21 protein-coding genes are annotated in these 20,996 nt (G+C 67.2%); 6 read left to right on the top strand and 15 right to left on the bottom strand.

All coding sequences use genetic code 11. The features are described from left to right. Positions 1-186 precede the first annotated feature (186 nt). From GQR91_RS17505 to GQR91_RS17515, 3 genes are read left to right on the top strand one after another with little or no spacing between them, the layout of a single operon-like run. Positions 187-1,410, top strand: coding sequence for an efflux RND transporter periplasmic adaptor subunit (locus GQR91_RS17505; protein ID WP_211368629.1), 1,224 nt, complete (start codon positions 187-189; stop codon positions 1,408-1,410). Positions 1,411-1,417: 7 nt separating this feature from the next. Further along, a complete protein-coding gene (locus GQR91_RS17510) occupies positions 1,418-4,621 on the top strand; it encodes an efflux RND transporter permease subunit (RefSeq protein ID WP_149680949.1) in 3,204 nt (1,067 codons plus the stop codon). Next, a complete protein-coding gene (locus GQR91_RS17515) occupies positions 4,621-6,216 on the top strand; it encodes an efflux transporter outer membrane subunit (protein WP_149680950.1) in 1,596 nt (531 codons plus the stop codon). The genes GQR91_RS17510 and GQR91_RS17515 overlap by 1 nt, the downstream gene beginning before the upstream one ends. Positions 6,217-6,273: 57 nt before the next feature. Here GQR91_RS17515 and GQR91_RS17520 read toward each other — a convergent pair whose 3' ends face one another. The 7 genes from GQR91_RS17520 to GQR91_RS17545 form a co-directional block, all read right to left on the bottom strand. Continuing rightward, on the bottom strand, positions 6,274-6,648 hold the full coding sequence (locus tag GQR91_RS17520; protein ID WP_149680951.1) for a phasin family protein: 375 nt from the start codon (positions 6,646-6,648) through the stop codon (positions 6,274-6,276). A gap of 63 nt (positions 6,649-6,711) precedes the next feature. Continuing rightward, entirely contained in the window at positions 6,712-7,155 is a 444-nt protein-coding gene (locus GQR91_RS17525) for a hypothetical protein (RefSeq protein ID WP_149680952.1), read from the bottom strand. Continuing rightward, positions 7,152-7,607: a hypothetical protein gene (locus GQR91_RS17530; protein WP_149680953.1), complete on the bottom strand. Its 456-nt coding sequence runs from the start codon at positions 7,605-7,607 to the stop codon at positions 7,152-7,154. The genes GQR91_RS17525 and GQR91_RS17530 overlap by 4 nt, the downstream gene beginning before the upstream one ends. A gap of 47 nt (positions 7,608-7,654) precedes the next feature. Further along, positions 7,655-8,032, bottom strand: coding sequence for a hypothetical protein (locus tag GQR91_RS17535; protein WP_235903838.1), 378 nt, complete (start codon positions 8,030-8,032; stop codon positions 7,655-7,657). Between the two features lie 44 nt (positions 8,033-8,076). Continuing rightward, positions 8,077-8,622, bottom strand: a complete 546-nt coding sequence (locus tag GQR91_RS17540) for a helix-turn-helix domain-containing protein (RefSeq protein WP_160146722.1) — start codon at positions 8,620-8,622, stop codon at positions 8,077-8,079. Between the two features lie 132 nt (positions 8,623-8,754). Continuing rightward, positions 8,755-8,949 (bottom strand): hypothetical protein, encoded by a 195-nt coding sequence (locus tag GQR91_RS19195; protein ID WP_112381194.1) that lies wholly within the window; start codon positions 8,947-8,949, stop codon positions 8,755-8,757. After that, positions 8,946-9,161 (bottom strand): hypothetical protein, encoded by a 216-nt coding sequence (locus GQR91_RS17545; RefSeq protein ID WP_149680955.1) that lies wholly within the window; start codon positions 9,159-9,161, stop codon positions 8,946-8,948. The genes GQR91_RS19195 and GQR91_RS17545 overlap by 4 nt, the downstream gene beginning before the upstream one ends. Positions 9,162-9,374: 213 nt before the next feature. Here GQR91_RS17545 and acnA point away from each other — a divergent pair, with 213 nt between their 5' ends. Together acnA and GQR91_RS17555 are read left to right on the top strand one after the other, a co-directional pair. Beyond that, the gene (gene acnA, locus GQR91_RS17550; RefSeq protein WP_112381196.1) at positions 9,375-12,062 is read left to right on the top strand and encodes an aconitate hydratase AcnA; all 2,688 of its coding nucleotides are present in this window, start codon (positions 9,375-9,377) and stop codon (positions 12,060-12,062) included. Between the two features lie 110 nt (positions 12,063-12,172). Then, complete coding sequence (locus GQR91_RS17555; RefSeq protein ID WP_149680956.1) at positions 12,173-13,486, top strand: hypothetical protein; 1,314 nt, start codon at positions 12,173-12,175, stop codon at positions 13,484-13,486. On the opposite strand, the gene GQR91_RS17560 is transcribed toward GQR91_RS17555, so the two are convergent. Genes GQR91_RS17560 through GQR91_RS17595 form a run of 8 tightly spaced genes read right to left on the bottom strand, consistent with a single transcriptional unit; the run spans position 13,476 to position 19,790 of the window. Further along, the gene (locus tag GQR91_RS17560; RefSeq protein WP_149681453.1) at positions 13,476-13,838 is read right to left on the bottom strand and encodes a HesB/IscA family protein; all 363 of its coding nucleotides are present in this window, start codon (positions 13,836-13,838) and stop codon (positions 13,476-13,478) included. The genes GQR91_RS17555 and GQR91_RS17560 overlap by 11 nt on opposite strands. 42 nt (positions 13,839-13,880) lie before the next feature. Next, the gene (locus GQR91_RS17565; protein ID WP_149680957.1) at positions 13,881-14,342 is read right to left on the bottom strand and encodes an SUF system Fe-S cluster assembly protein; all 462 of its coding nucleotides are present in this window, start codon (positions 14,340-14,342) and stop codon (positions 13,881-13,883) included. Next, on the bottom strand, positions 14,339-15,559 hold the full coding sequence (locus tag GQR91_RS17570; RefSeq protein ID WP_149680958.1) for an aminotransferase class V-fold PLP-dependent enzyme: 1,221 nt from the start codon (positions 15,557-15,559) through the stop codon (positions 14,339-14,341). Before GQR91_RS17570 ends, GQR91_RS17565 begins: the two co-directional genes overlap by 4 nt. 2 nt (positions 15,560-15,561) lie before the next feature. Further along, complete coding sequence (locus GQR91_RS17575; protein WP_149680959.1) at positions 15,562-16,641, bottom strand: SufB/SufD family protein; 1,080 nt, start codon at positions 16,639-16,641, stop codon at positions 15,562-15,564. Further along, positions 16,638-17,381: a Fe-S cluster assembly ATPase SufC gene (gene sufC, locus GQR91_RS17580; protein ID WP_149680960.1), complete on the bottom strand. Its 744-nt coding sequence runs from the start codon at positions 17,379-17,381 to the stop codon at positions 16,638-16,640. The genes GQR91_RS17575 and sufC overlap by 4 nt, the downstream gene beginning before the upstream one ends. Positions 17,382-17,383: 2 nt before the next feature. After that, positions 17,384-17,863, bottom strand: coding sequence for an endonuclease domain-containing protein (locus tag GQR91_RS17585; protein ID WP_149681454.1), 480 nt, complete (start codon positions 17,861-17,863; stop codon positions 17,384-17,386). Then, positions 17,863-19,326 (bottom strand): Fe-S cluster assembly protein SufB, encoded by a 1,464-nt coding sequence (gene sufB / locus GQR91_RS17590; protein ID WP_149680961.1) that lies wholly within the window; start codon positions 19,324-19,326, stop codon positions 17,863-17,865. Before sufB ends, GQR91_RS17585 begins: the two co-directional genes overlap by 1 nt. Further along, positions 19,326-19,790 (bottom strand): SUF system Fe-S cluster assembly regulator, encoded by a 465-nt coding sequence (locus GQR91_RS17595; RefSeq protein ID WP_112381205.1) that lies wholly within the window; start codon positions 19,788-19,790, stop codon positions 19,326-19,328. The genes sufB and GQR91_RS17595 overlap by 1 nt, the downstream gene beginning before the upstream one ends. A gap of 149 nt (positions 19,791-19,939) precedes the next feature. Between GQR91_RS17595 and GQR91_RS17600 the strand changes: the two genes are divergently transcribed. Continuing rightward, entirely contained in the window at positions 19,940-20,968 is a 1,029-nt protein-coding gene (locus GQR91_RS17600) for a quinone-dependent dihydroorotate dehydrogenase (protein WP_149680962.1), read from the top strand. The last annotated feature ends 28 nt before the right edge of the window (positions 20,969-20,996 follow it).

A 20,996-nucleotide genomic window follows, 5' to 3' on the forward strand; every position in this document is an offset into this window, starting at 1 on the left:
CCTGTTGATCCTTGGGTATTTCGGGAAAGCGGGCGTTGCGACAAATTGCGACACATATAACGCGTCCACCGGCTTGCATTTCCGTCCCGCTCGCCGCCATTAGGTCAGATCGCACAACCCATTTCCCGCGCCGCGCCGTCGGCCGTGCAGAAACGGCTGCGCGATACGAGACACAGGTAGAACGACTTGAACACAGCATCGATTCGCGGGCGCCGGCTGCCGGCCGGTGTCGCCCTCCTCACTCTCGCCCTGCTGCTTGCCGCATGTGGCGGCGGCGGTGAGCAAAAGGCGGCGGGCAAGGGTCCGGGTCAGCGCACGCCCACGGTCGGCTTTGTCACGCTCCAGCCCACCGATGCCCCGATGGTGGTCGAACTCGCCGCGCGGACCTTTGCGTTCGAAAGCTCGGACGTGCGCCCGCAGGTCTCCGGCGTGATCCGCCGCCGCTTCTTCACCGAGGGCGCGCTCGTCCAGCGCGGCCAGCCGCTCTACGAGATCGACCCGCGCGTCTATAGCGCCGCCGTCAACGAGGCCGCCGCCAACCTCCAGAGCGCCCGCGCGAATGCGGAGGCGACGCGCATCCAGGCCGAACGCTTCCGCCCGCTCGCCGAGATCGAGGCGGTGTCGAAGCAGGATTACACCAACGCGCTCGCCGCCAGCCGCCAGGCGCAGGCCAGCGTCGCCCAGACCCAGGCCGCGCTGCAGACCGCGCGCGTCAACCTGCAATTCACCACCGTGCCCGCGCCGATCACCGGCCGCATCGGCCGTTCGCTGTTCACCGTCGGCGCGCTGGTCACCGCCAACCAGGCCGATCCGCTGGCGCAGATCCAGCGGCTCGATCCGATGTTCGTCGACATCCAGCAATCCGCCGCCGACCTGCTCGGCTTGCGCCGCAGCCTGACGCGCGACGGCATCGTTCCCGCCTCCGCGCAGGTTCATCTGAAGCTGGAGGACGGCAGCGAATACGGCCCCGCCGGCACCGTGCAGTTCGCCGAATATGTGGTGGATCAGCAGACCGGCACCGTCACGCTGCGCGCCCGCTTCCCCAATCCGCAAGGGTTGCTGCTTCCCGGCATGTTCGTCCGCGCCCGCTTCGCGCAGGCGATCAACCGCCGGGCCTATCTCGTCCCGCAACAGGCCGTGTCGCGCGATCCCAAGGGGAATGCGACCGTGTTCGTCGTCGGCCCGGACAACAAGGCCGCGCAAAAGACCATTCGTGCCGATCGTACCCAGGGCGACGCCTGGGTCGTCACCGGCGGCCTCGACGGCAACGAGCGGATCATCACGCAAGGGCTGAACAACCTGCGCGCCGGCCAGACGGTAAAGCCCGTCGCGGCTGCGTCGCCGCAGCGCGTCGCCCCGCCATCGCCCGAACAGATGAAGCAGATGCAGTCCAAGCAGAAGGCGGGCTGACCCGGCCATGATCAGCCGCATCTTCATCGATCGCCCGATCTTCGCCTGGGTTCTCGCCATCCTCGTCATGCTGGGTGGCATCGGCGGCATCATGGGCCTGCCGATCGCGCAATATCCCGACGTCGCCCCGCCACAGGTGTCGATCCGCGCCAACTTCCCCGGCGCCTCGGCGCAGACGTTGCAGAACTCGGTCACCCAGGTGCTGGAACAGCAGCTTACCGGCATCGACGGGCTGCTCTATTTCTCGTCCTCCTCGTCCAGCCGCGGCCAGGTGACGATCACCGCCACCTTCGAAAAGGGTACCGACCCCGATATCGCGCAGGTCCAGGTGCAGAATCAGGTGCAGCAGGCGGTCGCCCGTCTGCCGCAACAGGTGCAGCAACAGGGCCTGACCGTCCGCAAGTCCAACCCGGACTTCCTGCTCATCGCCGGCGTCTATGACGAAACCGACAAGATGACGAACCAGGACGTGTCGGACTATCTGGTGTCCAATCTTCAGGATCCGCTCGGCCGCGTCCAGGGCGTCGGCGACACCAACGTGTTCGGTTCGCAATATGCGATGCGCATCTGGCTGAACCCCGAACGGCTCAACAGCTACCAGTTGATCCCGTCCGACATCACCACCGCCATTCAGAACCAGAATGCCGAGGTCGCGGCCGGCGAGGTCGGCGGCCTGCCCTCGCCCACCACCCAGATGCTGAACGCGACCGTGACCGCCCAGTCGCGCCTCCAGACCCCCGAACAGTTCCGCAACATCATCGTGAAGACGCTGGTCAGCGGCGCCACCGTGCGCCTGTCGGACGTCGCCCGGATCGAGCTGGGCGCGGAAAGCTATGCCGCGGTCAGCCGGATCAACCGCCATCCGGGCGCCGGCATCGCGGTGCTGATGGCGCCGGGCGCCGACGCGCTGAAGACCGCGGAAGCCGTGAAGGCGGAGATCGCCCGCGTCGCCAAGGGGTTCCCGCCCGGCCTGAAAATCGCCTACGCCAACGACACCACCGACTTCATCAAGCTTTCGATCGACGAGGTGGTGAAGACCTTGTTCGAGGCGATCATCCTCGTCGTCATCGTCATGTTCGTCTTTCTGCAAAGCTGGCGCGCGACGCTCATCCCGACGATCGCGGTGCCCGTCGTGCTGCTCGGCACCTTTGGCGTCTTCTATCTGGCCGGCTTCTCGATCAACACGCTGACCCTGTTCGGCCTCGTCCTCGCCATCGGCCTGCTCGTCGACGACGCGATCGTCGTGGTCGAGAATGTCGAGCGTCTGATGGAGGAGGACCCCGAACTGTCCCCGCGCGACGCGACGATCAAGTCGATGGACGAGATCACCGTCGCCCTGATCGCCATCGCCCTCGTCCTGTCGGCGGTGTTCCTGCCGATGGCGTTCTTCGGCGGCTCGACCGGCGTCATCTACCGGCAATTCTCAGTCACCGTCGTCGCCGCGATGATCCTGTCGGTTCTGGTCGCCCTTATCCTTTCGCCCGCACTCACCGCCACCCTGCTCAAGCGCAAGAAGCAGGAGGGCGAGGAAGCCGAATGGCTGGAGCGCAAGTTCCCGCGCGTCGCCCACGGGTTCGAGCGGGCCAAGACCTGGTTCAACACCAATTTCGACAAGGGCGTCGACAAATATACCGGCGCCGTCCGCTATGTGGTCGACCGCAAATGGCTGTTCCTGCTGATCTATGCCGGCACGCTGGCCTTGCTTGCGGTGCTGTTCCTGCGCCTGCCCACCGGCTTCCTGCCGACCGAGGATCAGGGCTCCGCGATCGTCCAGTTCCGCCTGCCTGCCGGCGCGACGCAGGGGCGCACGCTCCAGATCCAGCGTCAGGTGGAGCAGTATTTCGCCCAGCATGAGGGCAAGAACGTCCGCGTGCTCTTCACCGTCGCCGGCGGCGGCGGTGGCGGCACCAGCGGCCAGAATACCGGCCAGGGCTTCATCAACTTCGTCGACTGGAGCCAGCGCAAGGGCAAGGAGAACAGCGCGGATGCGGTCGTCGGCCGTGCCTCGGCGGCCTTTAGCGGGCTTCGCGATGCGCAGGTCTTTGCACTGGTGCCGCCCGCTGTCCGCGGCCTTGGTCAGTCGGACGGCTTCACCATGCAGCTGCAGAACAGCTCGGGCATGAGCCAGGAGAAGTTCGCCGAGGCGCGCGACAAGCTGCTCGCCGCCGCCAATGCCGATCCCGATCTCGCCTCGGTGCGTCTGACCGAACTGCCCGACATCGCCACGCTGCGCGTCGATATCGACCAGCAGAAGCTGGCGGCGCTGGGGCTGACCCAGGCCAGCGTCAATTCCACCCTGTCGACCGCCTGGGGCGGCCAATATGTGAACGACTTCATCGACCGCGGCCGCGTCAAGCGCGTGTTCGTGCAGGGCGATGCGCCGTTCCGGTCGCAGCCCGACGATCTGAAGCAGTGGTTCGTCCGCGGCTCGGCGGGGCAGATGGCGCCCTTCTCCTCCTTCTCGACGATCGCCTGGGGCCAGGCGCCGACCACGCTGTCGCGCTTCAACGGCATCCCGTCCTTCGAATTTCAGGGTTCGGCGGCGCCGGGCAAAAGCTCGGGCGACGCGATGGAGCGGATCGCGGAGCTTGCCGCGCAGATTCCGGGCACGTCGGTCGCCTGGGCGGGCCTTTCGTACCAGGAACGCCTGTCGGCGGGTCAGGCGCCGATCCTGTACGGCCTGTCGATTCTCGTGGTTTTCCTGTGCCTTGCCGCGCTTTACGAAAGCTGGTCGATCCCCATCGCCGTCCTCCTCATCATCCCCCTAGGCCTGATCGGCGCCATCGCCTTCGTCACGCTGCGCGGTCTGACCAACGACGTGTATCTCCAGATCGGCCTGCTCACCACGATGGGTCTGGCGGCCAAGAACGCGATCCTGATGATCGAATTTGCCGAACAGGCGGAAAAACAGGGCAAGCGCGTGATCGATGCGGCGCTGGAGGCAGCGCGCATCCGTCTGCGGCCCATCCTGATGACCAGCTTCGCCTTCATCTTCGGCGTGCTGCCGCTGGCGATCTCGACGGGTGCGGGCGCGAACAGCCGCATCGCGATCGGCACCGCGGTGATCGGCGGCATGCTGACCGCCACCGTGCTGGCGATCTTCTACATTCCGCTGTTCTTCGTGCTGGTCCGGCGCGGGGTGCGCGATGGTCTGGCCAAGGTTCGCGGCCGCCCGACCGGCCACCGCGGCAACGAGGCGGAGCAGGCCTGATGACGAAAACGCTCTCCCTTCTCCTCGCGTCCGGCGCGCTGGCGGGCTGTTCGATGACGCCGAACTATGTGCGCCCGGAACTGCCCGTCCCGATGTCGTGGCCGGTGGGCGATGCCTATCTCCGCCAGTCGGAGGCGACGCTGCCTGCCGTCACCTACCGCGACATCTTCCGCGACACCCGTCTGCAACAGCTCATCGCCCAGGCGCTCGCCACCAACCGCGACCTGCGTGTTGCCGCCGCCAACATCACCGCCGCCCGCGCCCAATACCGCATCCAGCGCGCCGACCTCCTCCCCCAGCTCGACGCCAGCGGCCGCTACACCTACTCCGGCGGGGGCCGTGGCGCTCGCAGCACCGCCACGAGCGGCGGCGGCACAGGCGCGGGAACGGGTACGGGCACAGGAACCGGTACCGGTACGGGGACAGGATCCGGCACCGGTGCCGGTACGGGAGCCACCCCGGGCACCGGCGGCGGTACGGGGACGGGCGGCACCGTCGTCACCAGTTCTTCGGGTGGCAGCGCCTTCTCGGTTGATCTGGGCGCGACCGCGTTCGAGCTGGACCTGTTCGGCCGCATCCGGGCGCTGACCGGTGCGGCGCTGGACCGTTATTTCGCGACGGAGGCGGCGGCGCGCGCGACACGGCTGTCGCTGGTCGGGGAAATCGGGGACGCGTGGCTGACCTACGGGGCGGATCGCAGCCTGCTCAAGATCGCCGAGGACACCGCCCGCGTCGCCGAACAGAGCGTACGCCTGACCCAGGCACGGCTGTCCGGCGGGATCGCACCGCGCACCGATCTGCGTCAGGCCGAGCAGATACTGGAAACCGCGCGCGCCGATCTGGCGCAGCAACGCACGCTGGTCGCGCAGGACATCAACGCGCTGCAACTGCTGGTCGGCGCCCCTGTCGACCCGACCTTGCTGCCGGCCTCGATCGAAGAGGCGGCACCGGCGATCGTCGCGCTGCCGGCCGGACTGGATTCGGGCATCCTCCTGCGCCGCCCCGATGTGGTGCAGGCCGAATATGAACTGCGTGCGGTGAACGGCGAGGTCGGTGCCGCCCGCGCCGCCCTGTTCCCCCGCATCTCGCTCACCGGTCTCGTCGGCTTTGCCAGCACCGCGCTCGGCTCCCTCTTTTCGGGCGGCAGCTTCAACTATTCGGTCGCCCCCTCGGTCAGCTATCCGATCTTCCGCGCCGGCGCCGGCGTGGCCGGCGTCCGCTATTCCGAGGCGCAGCGCGATGCGGCACTCGCCAATTACGAGCGCGCCATCCAGATCGCATTCCGCGAAACGAGCGACGCGCTCGCACGGCAGGGAACGATCGCGGAGCAGCTATCCGCAAACGAGCGCTTCCTGGCGGCCGCGGCCGACACGCTACGGCTGGCGGATGCCAGCTATCGCGGCGGCATCACGCCGTTCCTCAACACACTGGATGCCCAGCGCTCCTTCTATGCCGCGCAACAGACGGTCATCACGACGCAGCTGGTCGCGGCGTCGAACCGGGTTACGCTGTACCGAGTGCTGGGCGGGGACTCGCTGCTTGAGGCGACCCGCGACGGCCCGGTGGAGGTGGCCCCCGACGGAACACGTCCATAGCCGGACCGGAAAGTTTATCCCGGTCCGGCGACATTCCCGTCGGCAGGCCGTCTGAGCTCAGCCCTGACCGCGGGCCGAGCCTACTGCATCGCGGCCGAACTGCATGATCAGCTCACCGATCTCGCGCGCCTGCGCCATCGAGCGATTGCCCTGATCGCGCATGAACTCGCTCTGGATACGCATCACGTCGCTGATATCCTTGGCGCCAGCGGCGGCGCGCATGGCGGCGAACGCTTCGCGCGTATTCGACTCGGCCTGGTCGAGCATCTTCAGACCGATGGTGGAGCCGCCCTCGGCCATCTTCTGGCCCGATGCCTTCATCGCATCGCCCGCGCCCTTCATCTGGTCCGAAAAGTTGCGCATGCCCGATGCCATGTCGCCACCGATCGCGCCGGCGCCGCCGGTGTTTCCCGCTTCGTTCGTGTCAGCCATAATCTGCTCCTCTCCCGTATTATCCTGCATCAACCCGCAGCGACGCTACGGGTTGCGCGGCGTTTAAAGGGAATCGAGGTAGCGCGTGAGGAAGCTTTTACCACGATCGGTCAGGGCCAGTTCGTCCCCGACCGGCTGCGTCAGGCCGCGCGTTTCCAGCACGGCCATCCAGCGCCCCGTCAGCGATCCGCTGATCCCGGCCGTCTCTGCCAGCGCCGTAGCCTTTTCCCGCCCGCCCGCGACGTAGAGCGCGAGCAACAGGTCCCAGGCCGGGTCGGCGAACAGCTCGGCCAGTTCCCCGGCGATCGCGGCCCGGTGCCGCCGGTGGTCGAGCAGCGTCTGCGCACGCTCCATCAGGCTCGGGCGTCGGGGTCCACGCGGGACCGGCACCCCGGTATCATGCCCGGATACCGCCCGCACCCGGGTCTGGAGATCGGTCAGCGTCGCCGTAAACCGTTCGAATTCGTCGCGGTCCTTGGCGGACCAGCGGTACAGGCACAGGGTCATCGTCGCGCCTCCACGGGCCAGGACCAGTCCGGATCGCTGCCTTGTTGAACGATGCGGTTGCGGTGGCGCATGACGCCGGCCGCCAGGATGATGAGCATCGGATAGGCCAGCTTGCCCCCCGCCCCGGCATACATCCACGGCATCAGGTCGGCGTCCAGCGCCTTCACCCCGTGAATACCGATGGCAAGCAGGTGAATGGCCGACAGCCAAAGCGGCCAGAAGCGATTGGCGACAAGCGCCACCGCGACCAGCCCCCCCATCAGGCCGAGATCGATGATCAGGCCCACCACCTCCAGCGCATGAAAGCTGCGCGCGTCAAACGGCAGCGCCAGCGTTGCAAAGGACGCGACCAGCAACATCACCGCCACCGCGCGTTCCGGTTTGCCACCGGCGACCAGCGCATAGACGCAGACCAGAGCCTGAAAAGCATGAAAGACATAGATATGGATCACGGCATGCCCCGCCGGCCACGGGTCGATCGGGGCATGCCGCGCATGCGTCAGGCCGCGACGCGCAGGTGGCCGGTATCGGCCCCCGTCTTCGCCGATGCGGATACCTTCACCGATGCGCCTGGCATGAAATCGGGCTTGGGGCGGGTGTCGCCGTAATCGGCATCGTACCCGATCGTCCGGCCGACCTTTTCCAGGACACGGTGGCCCTGCACGGTGTGGCCGCGTGCGGCACCAATCGCCATCATCGCCTGACTGACCAGTTCGAACGCCTGCTGACCGGCGATCGCGGGCAGCCGCGCCGCCGTCCGGGCGCGTGGCAGGGCGGCCGCCAGTTCGCCGCTGGTCGCGAAGGCCGCGTCCAGCTGCTCTTCCAGCTTCCACAAAAGGTGCGTGACGTCGACCGCCGCCGCATGCTCGTTATTCATCGCGCCATCTCCCCTGCGTCGGCCTCGCCGTACGCCACCCGTTGCTACCGGGCATGGCTCGCCACCGCGTCGATCACCCGCGTCATCACGTCGAGGCCGGTCGCCAGCATGCCGAAGCCGATGGCCAGCCCGACCGCGATGGTGGGTATCCAGAGCAGTCGTTCGACCAGCCCCATATCGTTGCGATGCTGTCCACGCCGCCGGATCGGGAGATTCAAACGGGGCAGTGCCGAAGCATGGCCTGCCGACACCACCCCGCCGACCGTACTCCCATCCGGTGCCGATGGGATTGGCATGACTTCCGGCGGCGCGACCAGCCGCGCAGAATCAGGCATGACTTTATCAGGGTATGTATTCTGTTCATTTTCAGTGACTTGGTCGGCGGACGCCTCGTGTTCGGCGAGCATCAGCGCAGCGTCACGGCGATTGCGCGCGCCGAGCAGGCGCACCGCCTCCGTCAGATATCCGTCCACGGTCGACTTGCCGAGGCCGAGCTCGGCCGCGATCTCCTTGGAGCCCTTCAGTTCACGGACGCCCCGCAGGCATTCGCGATGCCGGCGGGTCAGAAGGTTGAAACGTTCGGGTGTCATGGTCCCCATCCCGGCGCACCGCCCCGGCCGCCTTCGCCCCGCCCTAGCCGCAAGGACGGGTTTTTTCCAACCCGCACACCCGCCGGCGAACATGGTTGCACCGAAACGGAGCGAATTGGCGGGTGCCGGACCTCAACCGGGGGGCAGGGTGACGGAGACCTCCTCGATCTCGTCCAGCGCCTCCAGCAGGTCGGCAAAGGCGTGATCGTCCTCGACCGAGAAGGACCGGCGAAAGCCCGAGCCCAGCACGTCGAGGTCACGCTGCGTCAACAGCCCGATGGCGACGATCCGGTCCGGCCCTGCTTGCGGATTGCGGGAGGCCGTCACGATGCGACCTGGCTTGCCGAACCGAACGGATCGGCATCGCTGCCCGACACGCGTCCCGCGCCCGGTGGTGCCGGCGCGTGCCATGCCGACACGCTGAGAGGATTGGTGCCCGATACCGTATACTCGCCGATCAGCACCCCTGCGGTGACGCTTGCCAGCGCACCGGCCAGACCGGAGAGAATCAGCATGGGCATGGCCGAAGGCTTGCTCATCGTCGATGCTCCCGTAGTGCGCGGTCCAACCACCGATGGGGGCGGCCTGTTCCCCACCTTTTCGGGTTCCTTCCACTTACCCGCCTGCGGCCCTTCCCCCCGGCCCCACCCCTTGCTAAGGGCCTCTGGCAACCGGTTTCATAGCCCGGCGCGCTTGCGCGGCCTTCTCCCGCCGCGTCCCCCGAGCCGCCGGCTTACCTTGAAGGGACGCGCATGACTGCCATCGGCCAGGACAGCCTGAAGACCCGCACGACGCTCGACGTCGCGGGCAAGACCTATGACTATTACAGCCTTGCCAAGGCTGCCGAACAGCTCGGCGACATCAGCCGCCTGCCCTTCTCGATGAAGGTGCTGCTGGAAAACCTGCTGCGCTTCGAGGATGGCAAGACCGTCACGCGCGAGGATATCCAGGCGATCGTCGACTGGCAGAAGACGCAGCGGTCGGACCGCGAGATCCAGTATCGCCCGGCCCGCGTGCTGATGCAGGACTTCACCGGGGTTCCCTGCGTGGTCGACCTCGCCGCGATGCGCGATGCGATCACCAAGCTGGGCGGCGACCCAGCCAAGATCAATCCGCAGGTCCCCGTCCACCTCGTCATCGATCACTCGGTGATGGTGGACGAGTTCGGCACGCCGCAGGCGTTCGAAGAGAATGTCGACCTGGAATATCAGCGCAACATGGAGCGTTACGAGTTCCTGAAGTGGGGCTCCAAGGCGCTCGACAATTTCTCGGTGGTACCGCCGGGCACGGGCATCTGCCACCAGGTGAACCTGGAATATATCGGGCAGGCAATCTGGTCCTCGACCGAGTCTGGCGAGAACGCGACCGGCACCGCCGCGATCGCCTATCCGGACACGCTGGTCGGCACCGACAGCCACACCACGATGATCAACGGCCTGGGCGTGCTCGGCTGGGGCGTCGGCGGTATCGAGGCGGAGGCCGCGATGCTCGGCCAGCCGGTGTCGATGCTGATCCCCGAGGTCGTCGGCTTCAAGCTGACCGGCGCGCTGCAGGAAGGCATCACCGCCACCGACCTGGTGCTGACCATCACCCAGATGCTGCGCGCCAAGGGCGTGGTCGGCCGCTTCGTCGAGTTCTACGGTCCGGGTCTGTCGTCGATGACGCTCGCCGACCGCGCGACGATCGCCAACATGGCGCCCGAATATGGCGCGACCTGCGGCTTCTTCCCCGTCGACGACAAGACGCTCGACTATATGCGCCTGACCGCGCGTTCGGACGAGAACATCGCGCTGGTCGAGGCCTATGCGAAGGCCAACGGCTTCTGGCGCCATGACGATGCGGCGGACCCCGTGTTCACCGACACGCTGGAACTGGACATGTCGACGGTCGTGCCGTCGCTCGCCGGTCCGAAGCGCCCGCAGGACAAGGTCGCGCTGACCAAGGTGGACGAGGTCTTCAACGGCGACCTGTTCAAGATCTATCACAAGGAGCGCCCCGAGCGCGTCGACGTGGCCGAGCGCGGCCATGACATCGGCGACGGCGACGTGGTGATCGCCGCGATCACCAGCTGCACCAACACCTCGAACCCGTCGGTGCTGGTCGCCGCCGGCCTCGTCGCCCGCAAGGCGAACGCGCTCGGCCTGAAGCCGAAGCCCTGGGTGAAGACCTCGCTGGCCCCCGGTTCGCAGGTCGTCACCGACTATCTCAACAAGGCCGGCCTGACCGCCGACCTCGATGCGATCGGCTTCAACCTCGTCGGCTATGGCTGCACCACCTGCATCGGCAATTCCGGTCCGCTGCCGGGTCCCATCTCGACCGCGATCAACGACCATGATCTGGTCGCCGCCTCGGTCCTGTCGGGCAACCGCAATTTCGAGGGCCGCGTGTCCCCCGACGTGCGCGCCAACTTCCTCGCCTCGCCGCCGCTCGTCGTGGCCTATGCGCTGAAGGGTACCGTCACGCAGGACATGCGCGACACGCCCATCGGCCAGGGCAAGGACGGCCAGGACGTCTATCTCAAGGACATCTGGCCCTCGAACGAGGAAGTCCGCACCCTGATGGATGCCAACATCGACGACGAGATGTTCCGTTCGCGCTACGGCAACGTCTATGCCGGCGATGCCCGGTGGTCGGCGATCGACGTCACGGGCTCGGACACCTATAGCTGGCCCGCCGCGTCGACCTATGTCGCCAACCCGCCCTATTTCGAGGGCATGGAGATGACGCCGAAGCCGACCACCGACATCATCGAGGCCAAGCCGCTGGCCATCCTGGGCGATTCGATCACCACCGACCACATCAGCCCGGCCGGCTCGATCAAGGCGGACAGCCCGGCGGGCAAGTGGCTGATGGAGCGCCAGGTTTCGAAGAAGGACTTCAACAGCTACGGCGCGCGCCGCGGCAACGACCATGTCATGGTCCGCGGTACCTTCGCCAATATCCGTATCAAGAACGAGATGGTACCGGGCGTCGAAGGCGGCATGACCCAGTATGACGGCGAGGTCATGCCGATCTACGACGCGGCGATGCGTCACAAGGCGGACGGCACGCCGCTCGTCGTCGTCGCGGGCAAGGAATATGGCACCGGCTCGTCCCGTGACTGGGCGGCCAAGGGTACCAACCTGCTGGGCGTGCGCGCGGTCATCGCCGAAAGCTTCGAGCGCATCCACCGCTCGAACCTCGTCGGCATGGGCGTGCTGCCGCTCCAGTTCGCCGAAGGCGTGACCCGCCAGACGCTGAAGCTGGACGGCACCGAGACGTTCACCATCCAGAACGTCGCCGGCCTGCGTCCCCGCCAGGAGGTCGAAGTGATGCTGGTCCGCGCGGACGGCACCTCCGAGACGTTCCAAACCCGCTGCCGGATCGATACCGTCAACGAGCTGGAATATTTCCTGAACGGCGGCATCCTCCAATACGTGCTGCGCAAGCTCGCTGCGTAATCGCGGCGGCGTCAGCCGATCCGCAAAAGGCCCGTCCTCCGACACACGGAGGGCGGGCCTTTTCGTGGGTGCTTACCCGATCTTAGCGGCCCGGTGGCAGAAGGCGCCGCATGAGGGCCGCGCACCCACATTTTGACCGAGCGGTATTGGCGCTGATCGCCTGTGGCCTGTTGCTCCGCCTGTTGTGGCTGACCATCGTTCACGGCGCGCCGTTCGTCGCGCTGTCGGCGGCGGAGGCATGCGATGTGGCGATCGCGTTCGCGCAGACCGGCACGCTTGCCGATGCCTATTTTCCGGGCCAGGGCCCGACCGCGCATCTGATGCCCCTGAATCCGGCGATCGCGGGATGGGTGATGGGGTGGCTGGGCACCGCCACCCTCGCCTCCGCCGCCGTGCTTACGCTGTGGTCGGTGGGGCAGGTATTCATCGCCTATCTCGTGCTGCTGTCCGCCTTTGCTCATGCCGGCCTGGAGCGGATCGCGCTTCGTGGCGGTGCGGCGATCCTGTTGCTGCTACCTGTCTTCGTGCCGCAGGAGGTAATCGATTTTCGCTATTGGGAGGGCGGCACGGCGCTGTTGCTGGCCGCATGCCATCTCCGGTGGATGATGATCGCGCAGCGGGGCGCCCCGCCCGCCATGGTCGGTCTGCTGGCAGTCGCGTTCACCGGCGCGCTGCTGACCTTTGTCGCGCCACCGATCGGGATTGCCGTGGCGGTCGCCTGGGGGTGGACCGCGTGGCGGCATCTGGCGATCCGCTCGACGATGATCGTCCTCGCCATCGGCCTCGCGGCGTTTTCGGCGATGTCGCTGGCCTGGGCGGTACGCAACGAAACGGCCATCGGCGTCGCGCTGCCGTCGCGCAGCAATCTGGGTGTCGAGCTTCCCATGGCGAACTACCCCCAGGCACTGGACGCCACGGCGCCGGAAGACCGCTTCAACGCGCGCCTGTTTGCGGTCCATCCCGCCGCCAGCCGCCGGGCACAGGGGGCGGTACGCTCCTATGGCGAACGTGCCTATGCGCTCGCCCTGCAACGCGTGACGCTGACGTGGATGGTGCGGCACCCGTGGGCGATGACGCGTCTCTATGTCCGCCATCTCGTCGAGTTTCTCGCCCCGCAGCCGTGGCAGTTCTACTTCACGGGATGGCAGGGCATGCGCGCCGCCCGTTCGCTGATCGCCTGTACCGTGTCGATGCTGGGGCTGGCGGGATTGATCGTCGGACTTTGGCGCGGGCAGCGCACATTCGCGCCGGTTGCCCTCTATGTGGCCGCCCTGGCGCTGCAATTCGCCATGTTCCAGCCGATGCCGCGCTACAGCTTCCTGATCTATCCCGTGCTGGCTTGGCCCGCGGCATGGCTGGTCGCGCAGTGGCGGGCGGGGACCATCAGACACCCGCGACTGCCGCGCACCACGATCAGACCGTAAAGCTCTCCCCGCACCCGCACGCACCCTTGGCATTGGGGTTCTGGAAGACGAAGCCGGCGGTGAAATCGTCCTCCACCCAATCCATCGTCGATCCGATCAGGTACAGGATCGACCCGCCATCCACGAACAGCGTGCCGCCAGGCGTATCGATGCGCTCGTCGAACGGCTTGGCTTCGCTCACATAATCCACCGAATAGGCAAGGCCCGAGCAGCCGCGCCGTGGTGTCGACAGCTTCACGCCGACCGATCCCTCGGGCGCCCGCCCCATCAGGTCCGCGATCCGGGCCAGCGCGGACGGGGTCAGGTTCAACGCCGCGGGCCGCGGACGCAAGGTGGTGGTAGTGGCCGTCATCATATCATCTCCTCTCCTCCCGCCGCGCGGGAGGAGCGCCCATCACAGCATGCCGAGTTCCAGCTTGGCATCGTCGGACATCTTCTGCGGATCCCATGGCGGATCCCAGATCAGGTTCACGTCCGCGGTCGCGATCCCCGGCACGGCCGAGACGCGCAATTCCACCTCGCCGGGCATCGACTCGGCCACCGGACAATGCGGCGTGGTCAGCGTCATCATCACCACGGCATGGCCGTCCGCGCTGATATCGACGCCGTAGATCAGACCCAGGTCATAGATGTTGACCGGAATCTCGGGGTCGAAAATGTCCTTCAGCGCGTCGATCACCGCTTCATACAGCGCGCCGCCCGGTTCGTGCGGTGCATCGCCCGCCGGCTTCTGCGTCAGGAACCCGTCGAGATAATCCCGCCGACGCTCGCCGCCTGCATCCGCTTCCTGTGCGTCGCCCACCCGCGCCTTGGCCGGCTGCGGCACGCTGTCCACCTGTTCGACTTCGTAGCTCATCCGAATATCCTCGTGACGCGCGCGATGCCGGCGACCAGCGCGTCGACATCCTGCGGCCCGTTATACACGCCGAAACTCGCCCGCGCGGTGGCAGGCACGCCCAACGCCTCCATCAGCGGCTGCGCGCAGTGATGCCCCGCGCGGATCGCCACCCGGCCCTCGTCCAATATGGTGCCGATATCGTGGGGATGAACCCCCTCGATGGTGAAGCTGACGATGCCCGCTGAATCCGCCGGGCCCAGCAGGCGCACGCTGTTGATGCCCGAAAGCGCCTCGCGCGTCGCGCGCACCAGCGCGGTCTCGTGCGCATGGATACGCTCAAGCCCCAGCCCCTCGACATAGTCGATCGCGGCATGCAACCCCAGCGCACCGACGATGTGCGGCGTCCCCGCCTCGAACCGGCCGGGTGCGGGCGCGTAGGTGGTCTGCGCAAAGCTCACCCGGTCGATCATCGACCCACCACCCTGATAGGGCGGCATCGCGTCCAGCAGCTCGGGCTTGCCCCACAACACGCCGATCCCGGTCGGGCCGTACAGCTTGTGCGCGGAAAAGACGTAGAAGTCGCACCCGATCTCGCTCACGTCGACCGCGATCCGCGGCACCGCCTGGCACCCGTCGATCAGGATCTTCGCGCCCACGCCGTGCGCCAGTTCGGTGGCACGCCGCGCGTCCAGCACCGATCCCAGCACGTTGGAGACATGCGCCAGCGCCACCAGCTTGTGCCGGGGGGTCAGCATCGCCGCCATCGCGTCCAGGTCGATGCGGTGATCCTCGGTCAACGGCACCACGTCGATTGCCGCACCGACGCGCTCGGCGACCATCTGCCACGGCACGATGTTGGAATGATGCTCCAGCATCGACAGCATGATGCGGTCGCCCGCCTTCAACTGCACGCCCGCCCAGCACTGCGCGACCAGGTTGATCCCCTCGGTCGCGCCGCGGGTAAAGACGATCTCGGCATCGGAACCGGCGTTAATGAACGCCGCCACCCGCCGTCGCGCCGCCTCATACGCCACCGTCATGTCCGCCGAACGCTGGTACACGCCCCGGTGCACGGTCGCATAGGTGGTGTCATAGGCACGGGTGATCGCATCCACCACGACCTGCGGCTTTTGCGAGGTCGCCGCGGTATCCAGATACGCCCAGCCGGATGGAATGGCCGGGAAATCGGCCAGCGTGTCGAGCGGCTGCTCGCGGGCGATGGTGGCGTCCACCATACTCACAGGGCTCCTTCCAGCCAGGCGTCGGCATCCTCCTCGAACGCCGCGCGCACCGCCTCGTTACCGATCCGCTCCAGCGCATCCGCCACGAAGGCGCGCGTCAGCAGTGCCTGCGCACGGGCCTTGGGAATGCCACGGCTCTGCATGTAGAACAGCGCCCGCGCATCCAGCTCGCCCACGGTTGCGCCGTGCGCGCATTTCACGTCGTCGGCAAAGATCTCCAGCTCGGGCTTCAGGTTCACCGTCGCCGTCCGCTGGAGCAGCAGCCCGCGCAGCGATTGCTCGCCATCCGTCTTCTGGGCATGCCGCGCCACCTCGACCGCCGCCGCCAGGCTGGCCGCGCTGGTATCGGCCGCCACTGCACGCCACAATTGGTGCGACTGGCCATTGGGGGCGGCATGGCGCACCCGCACCGCGCATTCCTGCCGCTGGCTGCCACGGGTCAGCAGCGCGCCGCCGAACTCGGCAAAGCCCCCATCGCCCGCCAGCACGATGCCGGCATCGATCCGCGACCCGGCATCGCCCGCGCCCAGATGCGTCGCAACGATGCTCGCACCCTCGCCCAGTTCCGCCTCGGTGCGCAGCGACACGAACCCGGCGTCCTGCACCAGCCGCACCGCATGCATCAGCCGCGCCGCCGCGCCCAGCCGCACGCGCGTCAGCCGGTTGGTCCAGCCCCGCCCGACATAGGTTTCCACCACCTGCGCCGCCGCATCCGGGCCCAGCACGATTTCGGCGGGCAGATGGTTGGCGGCACCCGTCGCGACATGGACGATCTGCACCGGCCAGGCGACGGCATCCTCGTCCAGCCTGAGCGACCAGCCCTGCCCCAGCGCATGACGCCCGAGCGGATGATCCCCCGCCTCGACGGTGCCCAGCATCACACGGTGCAGATCGCTCGCGCCCTCGTCCAGCACGCCGTCCACGAACAGCAGCCGTGCGCCGGGCAGGTCCAGGAAGTGTGGCGCACCGTCCTCGGCAGGTCCGCGCGCGCTCTCCGCCGCCGCCTTCAACGCGGCGAGATCGGCCCAGCGCCACGCTTCGTCGTGCGTCGAGGGAAGTTCCAGCGTTTCGCTCATGCGGCGACCCCGGCGTAACCCTCGCGCTCCAGTTCCAGCGCCAGTTCCGCGCCGCCCGACCGCACGATGCGGCCATCGGCCAGCACATGCACCTTGTCCGGGTTCACATAATCCAGCAGCCGCTGGTAATGCGTGATCAGCAGCACGGCCTTGTCGGCCTTGCGCATGATGCGGTTGATGCCGTCGCCGACGATGCGCAGCGCATCGATGTCCAGCCCGCTGTCGGTTTCGTCCAGGATCGCGAACTTGGGGTCGATGATGCCCATCTGCACCATCTCGTTGCGCTTCTTCTCACCGCCGGAAAAGCCGACATTGACCGGCCGCTTCAGCATCTCCTGGTCCAGCCCCAGGCCGTCGGCCTGCGTGCGTGCCAGCTTCAGGAACTCGGCACCCGACAGCGGCTTCTCGCCCCGGCTGCCGCGCTGCGCGTTCAGGCTTTCGCGCAGGAACTGCACGTTCGACACGCCCGGAATCTCGACCGGATACTGGAAGCCCAGGAACATCCCCGCGGCGGCACGCTCATGCGGCTCCAGCGCCAACAGGTCCTGCCCGTCGAACGTCACCGATCCCGCGGTCACCTCATAGCCCGGCCGCCCGCCCAGCACATAGCCGAGCGTCGACTTGCCCGCGCCGTTCGGCCCCATGATCGCATGGATCTCACCCGCGGCCACTTCCAGCGACAGGCCCTTCAGGATTTCCTTGCCGTCGATCTCGGCGTGGAGGTTTTCAATCTTCAGCATCGTCATCTTTCTAGCCCCTCCCCTTCAGGGGAGGGGTTGGGGTGGGGCGCCCGCCGCAGGGGCGAGGCTTGCAGAATATCCAATAGTCGCGTCAGCACGCCTTCGACGTTCTGCATGACATCGGTATTGGTAAAGCGGATCGTACGATAGCCGAGTGCGGCCAGCGCAGCATCACGGCTGCGATCAGCTTCCGCATCATCGTGCGTATGGCCATCGATCTCGACCACGAGCCTTTCGGCAGGGCAGAGAAAGTCTGCGATGAACGCCCCGATTACCGCCTGCCGCCGGAACTTGAAGCCTCCGAGTTGCGAGCGCGACAGATATGACCAGAGGCGTTTCTCCGGCCCGGTCGGATTGCGCCGCATATCGGCAGCGTATCCCTGCACCCGCACCAGAGCGTCCGCGGACACGCCCCACCCCCGGCCCCTCCCCTGAAGGGGAGGGGAGCCCAGGCGCACATCCTCCTCGCGCAGCGTCAGCATCACCCCACGCTACCTTCCAGCGAAATCCCGAGCAGCTTCTGCGCCTCGACCGCGAATTCCATCGGCAGTTGCTGCAACACCTCACGCGCAAAGCCGTTGACGATCAGCGCGACCGCGGCCTCCTGGTCCAGCCCGCGCGACATGGCGTAGAACAGCTGGTCCTCGCTGATCTTGCTGGTCGTCGCCTCATGCTCGATCTGCGCGCTGGGGTTCTTCACCTCGATATAGGGCACGGTGTGCGCCCCGCACTGATCGCCCAGCAACAGACTGTCGCATTGGGTGAAGTTGCGGACATTCTCCGCGGTCGGCGTCACGCGCACCAGCCCGCGATAGGTATTGTCCGAACGCCCGGCCGAGATACCCTTGGACACGATGGTCGAACGGGTGTTCTTGCCCAGATGGATCATCTTGGTGCCGGTATCGGCCTGTTGGCGATTGTTGGTGACCGCGACCGAGTAGAACTCGCCCACCGATCCGTCGCCCGCCAGCACGCAGGACGGGTATTTCCACGTGATCGCCGATCCCGTCTCGACCTGCGTCCAGCTTACCTTGCTGTTCCGCCCCTGGCACAGCGCGCGCTTGGTGACGAAGTTGTAGATGCCGCCGACACCGTTCTCGTCGCCCGGATACCAGTTCTGGACGGTCGAATATTTGATCTCGGCATCGTCCAGCGCGACCAGTTCGACCACGGCTGCGTGCAGCTGGTTCTCGTCGCGCATCGGCGCGGTGCAACCCTCCAGGTAGGACACATAGGCGCCCTTGTCAGCCACGATCAGCGTGCGCTCGAACTGCCCGGTATTCTCCGCATTGATGCGGAAATAGGTCGACAATTCCATCGGGCAGCGGACACCCTCGGGCACGTACACGAACGTTCCGTCGGAAAAGACCGCCGAGTTGAGCGTCGCGAAATAGTTGTCGCGCTGCGGCACCACCTTGCCCAGCCACTTGCGGACCAGCTCGGGATATTCGCGCACCGCCTCGGAGATCGAACGGAAGATGACGCCTGCCGCTTCCAGCTCGGCCCGGAACGTCGTCGCCACCGACACCGAATCGAACACCGCGTCCACCGCCACCTTGCGCGCGCCCTCGACGCCGGCGAGCACCTTCTGCTCCTCGATCGGAATGCCCAGCTTTTCATAGGTCCGCCGGATCTCGGGATCGAGCTCGTTAAGCGAGGCGATCGTCGCCTTCGCCTTGGGCTCGGCGTAGTAATACGCGTCCTGATAATCGATCGGCGGCACGTTCAGCTTGGCCCAGTCGGGCGCCTCCATCGTCTGCCACAGGCGGAACGCCTTCAACCGCCAGTCGAGCATCCATTCGGGCTCGCCCTTCTTGGCGGAGATATAGCGAACCGTGTCCTCGCTCAGCCCCTTGGGCGCGAAGTCCTGCTCGATATCGGTGGCAAAGCCCCATTCGTACTTCTTCGATACGGCCGCATGGGCCTCGGCATTCTTCGTCGCCATTATGCCATCACCCCCGCGCCATCATGCGCGCTTGCTGAATCCTGCCGAACCGCCTCCGGCCCGCTTGCCAGCGTCGCCAGCGTGATACCCGCCAGCGCGCCCCTGACCGCATGGTTCACCGCGTTCCAGTGCGGCTTCATGCGGCAATCCTTCTCGATCGCGCAGTCATGCGCGCCCGCCTCGACGCACGCCGTCATCGCGATCGGCCCTTCGACCGCCTCGACGATGTCGGCAAGACTGATCGCCTCCGCCTCGCGCGCCAGCCGAAAGCCGCCGCCGGTGCCACGCGCGCTCTCGATCAAGCCCGCCGCCGACAGCCGGCTGACCAGCTTCTGCGCGGTGGGTAGCGGCACCCCCGTTTCGCCTGCCAATACGGTCGCGGTCAGCCGCACCGCGCCGCCATCCAGGCGCGCGGCACTCGACATCATCACGACCGCATAGTCGGCAAGGCTGGAGAGGCGCATCTATTCCAATCAGACCGTTTCGTTCCGATTGGGCAGATGGCTATGGGGACGGGATTCGTCAACCGCAAATCGGGCCGCTGCGGCACCAAGCGTTGCGATCAGAGTAAGCGGCTTTGCGCATGTGCCCCCGACGCGCTAACGCCGCCACCATGGCCTTCTACCACCCCCTCCTGTTCGCCATGGATGCCGAGCGCGCGCACGGCCTGACGATCGCGATGCTGTCGCGCTGGGGGGCGGTGGGCGCCCCGCTGGCGGTCGATCCGCGCCGCTTCCCCCGCCTCGCCACCCGCGTCGCCGGCCTCGACTTTCCCAATCCGGTCGGTCTCGCGGCCGGCGTCGACAAGGATGGACAGGCGATCACCGGCTTTTCCGGCCTCGGCTTCGGCAGCGTCGAGATCGGCACCCTCACGCCCAAGCCCCAGCCCGGCAACCCCAGACCCCGCCTGTTCCGGCTGGTCGAGGACAAGGGCGTGGTGAACCGCTACGGCTTCAACAATGGCGGCCTCGATGCCGGCCTTGCCCGCGCGCGCTCCGCGAAGCGTACCGCCACGCTCGGCATCAATGTCGGCGCCAACAAGGACGCCGCCGACCGGATCGCCGACTATACGCACGGCGTGCGCGCCGCCGCCCCCGTCGCCGATTACGTCACCATCAACATCTCCAGTCCCAACACGCCCGGCCTGCGCGACCTGCAGCACGGCGCCGCCCTTGCCGAACTGCTCGCCGCCTCCCGCGCGGCGGCGGGAGCCACGCCCCTGTTCCTGAAGGTCGCTCCCGACCTCGACACGGCGCAGATCGACGACATCGCCCGCGCCGCGATCGACCACCGGCTGGATGCGATCATCATCGGCAACACCACGATCACCCGCCCCGGCCTTGCCTCCCCCAATGCCACCGAGACCGGCGGCCTGTCCGGTGCGCCGCTGGCTCCCCTTGCCCGCGAGAAGCTTGCCGCCTTCCGCAGCGCCACCGGCGCGCAGATCGCGCTGATCGCGGCCGGCGGCATCGGCTCGGCCGAGGAGGCCTATGCCCGCATCCGCGCCGGGGCCAGCCTTGTCCAACTCTACTCCGCGCTGGTCTATGAAGGCCCCGGCCTGCCCGGCCGCATGTTGGAAGGGCTCGATGCCCTGCTGGCGCGCGACGGTTTCGCCAGCGTGGCGGAGGCGGTCGGCGCCTGACGTTACGGCTTGGCGCAGGCAACCCGCG

Source organism: Sphingomonas carotinifaciens, from assembly GCF_009789535.1.
Lineage (GTDB): Bacteria > Pseudomonadota > Alphaproteobacteria > Sphingomonadales > Sphingomonadaceae > Sphingomonas > Sphingomonas carotinifaciens.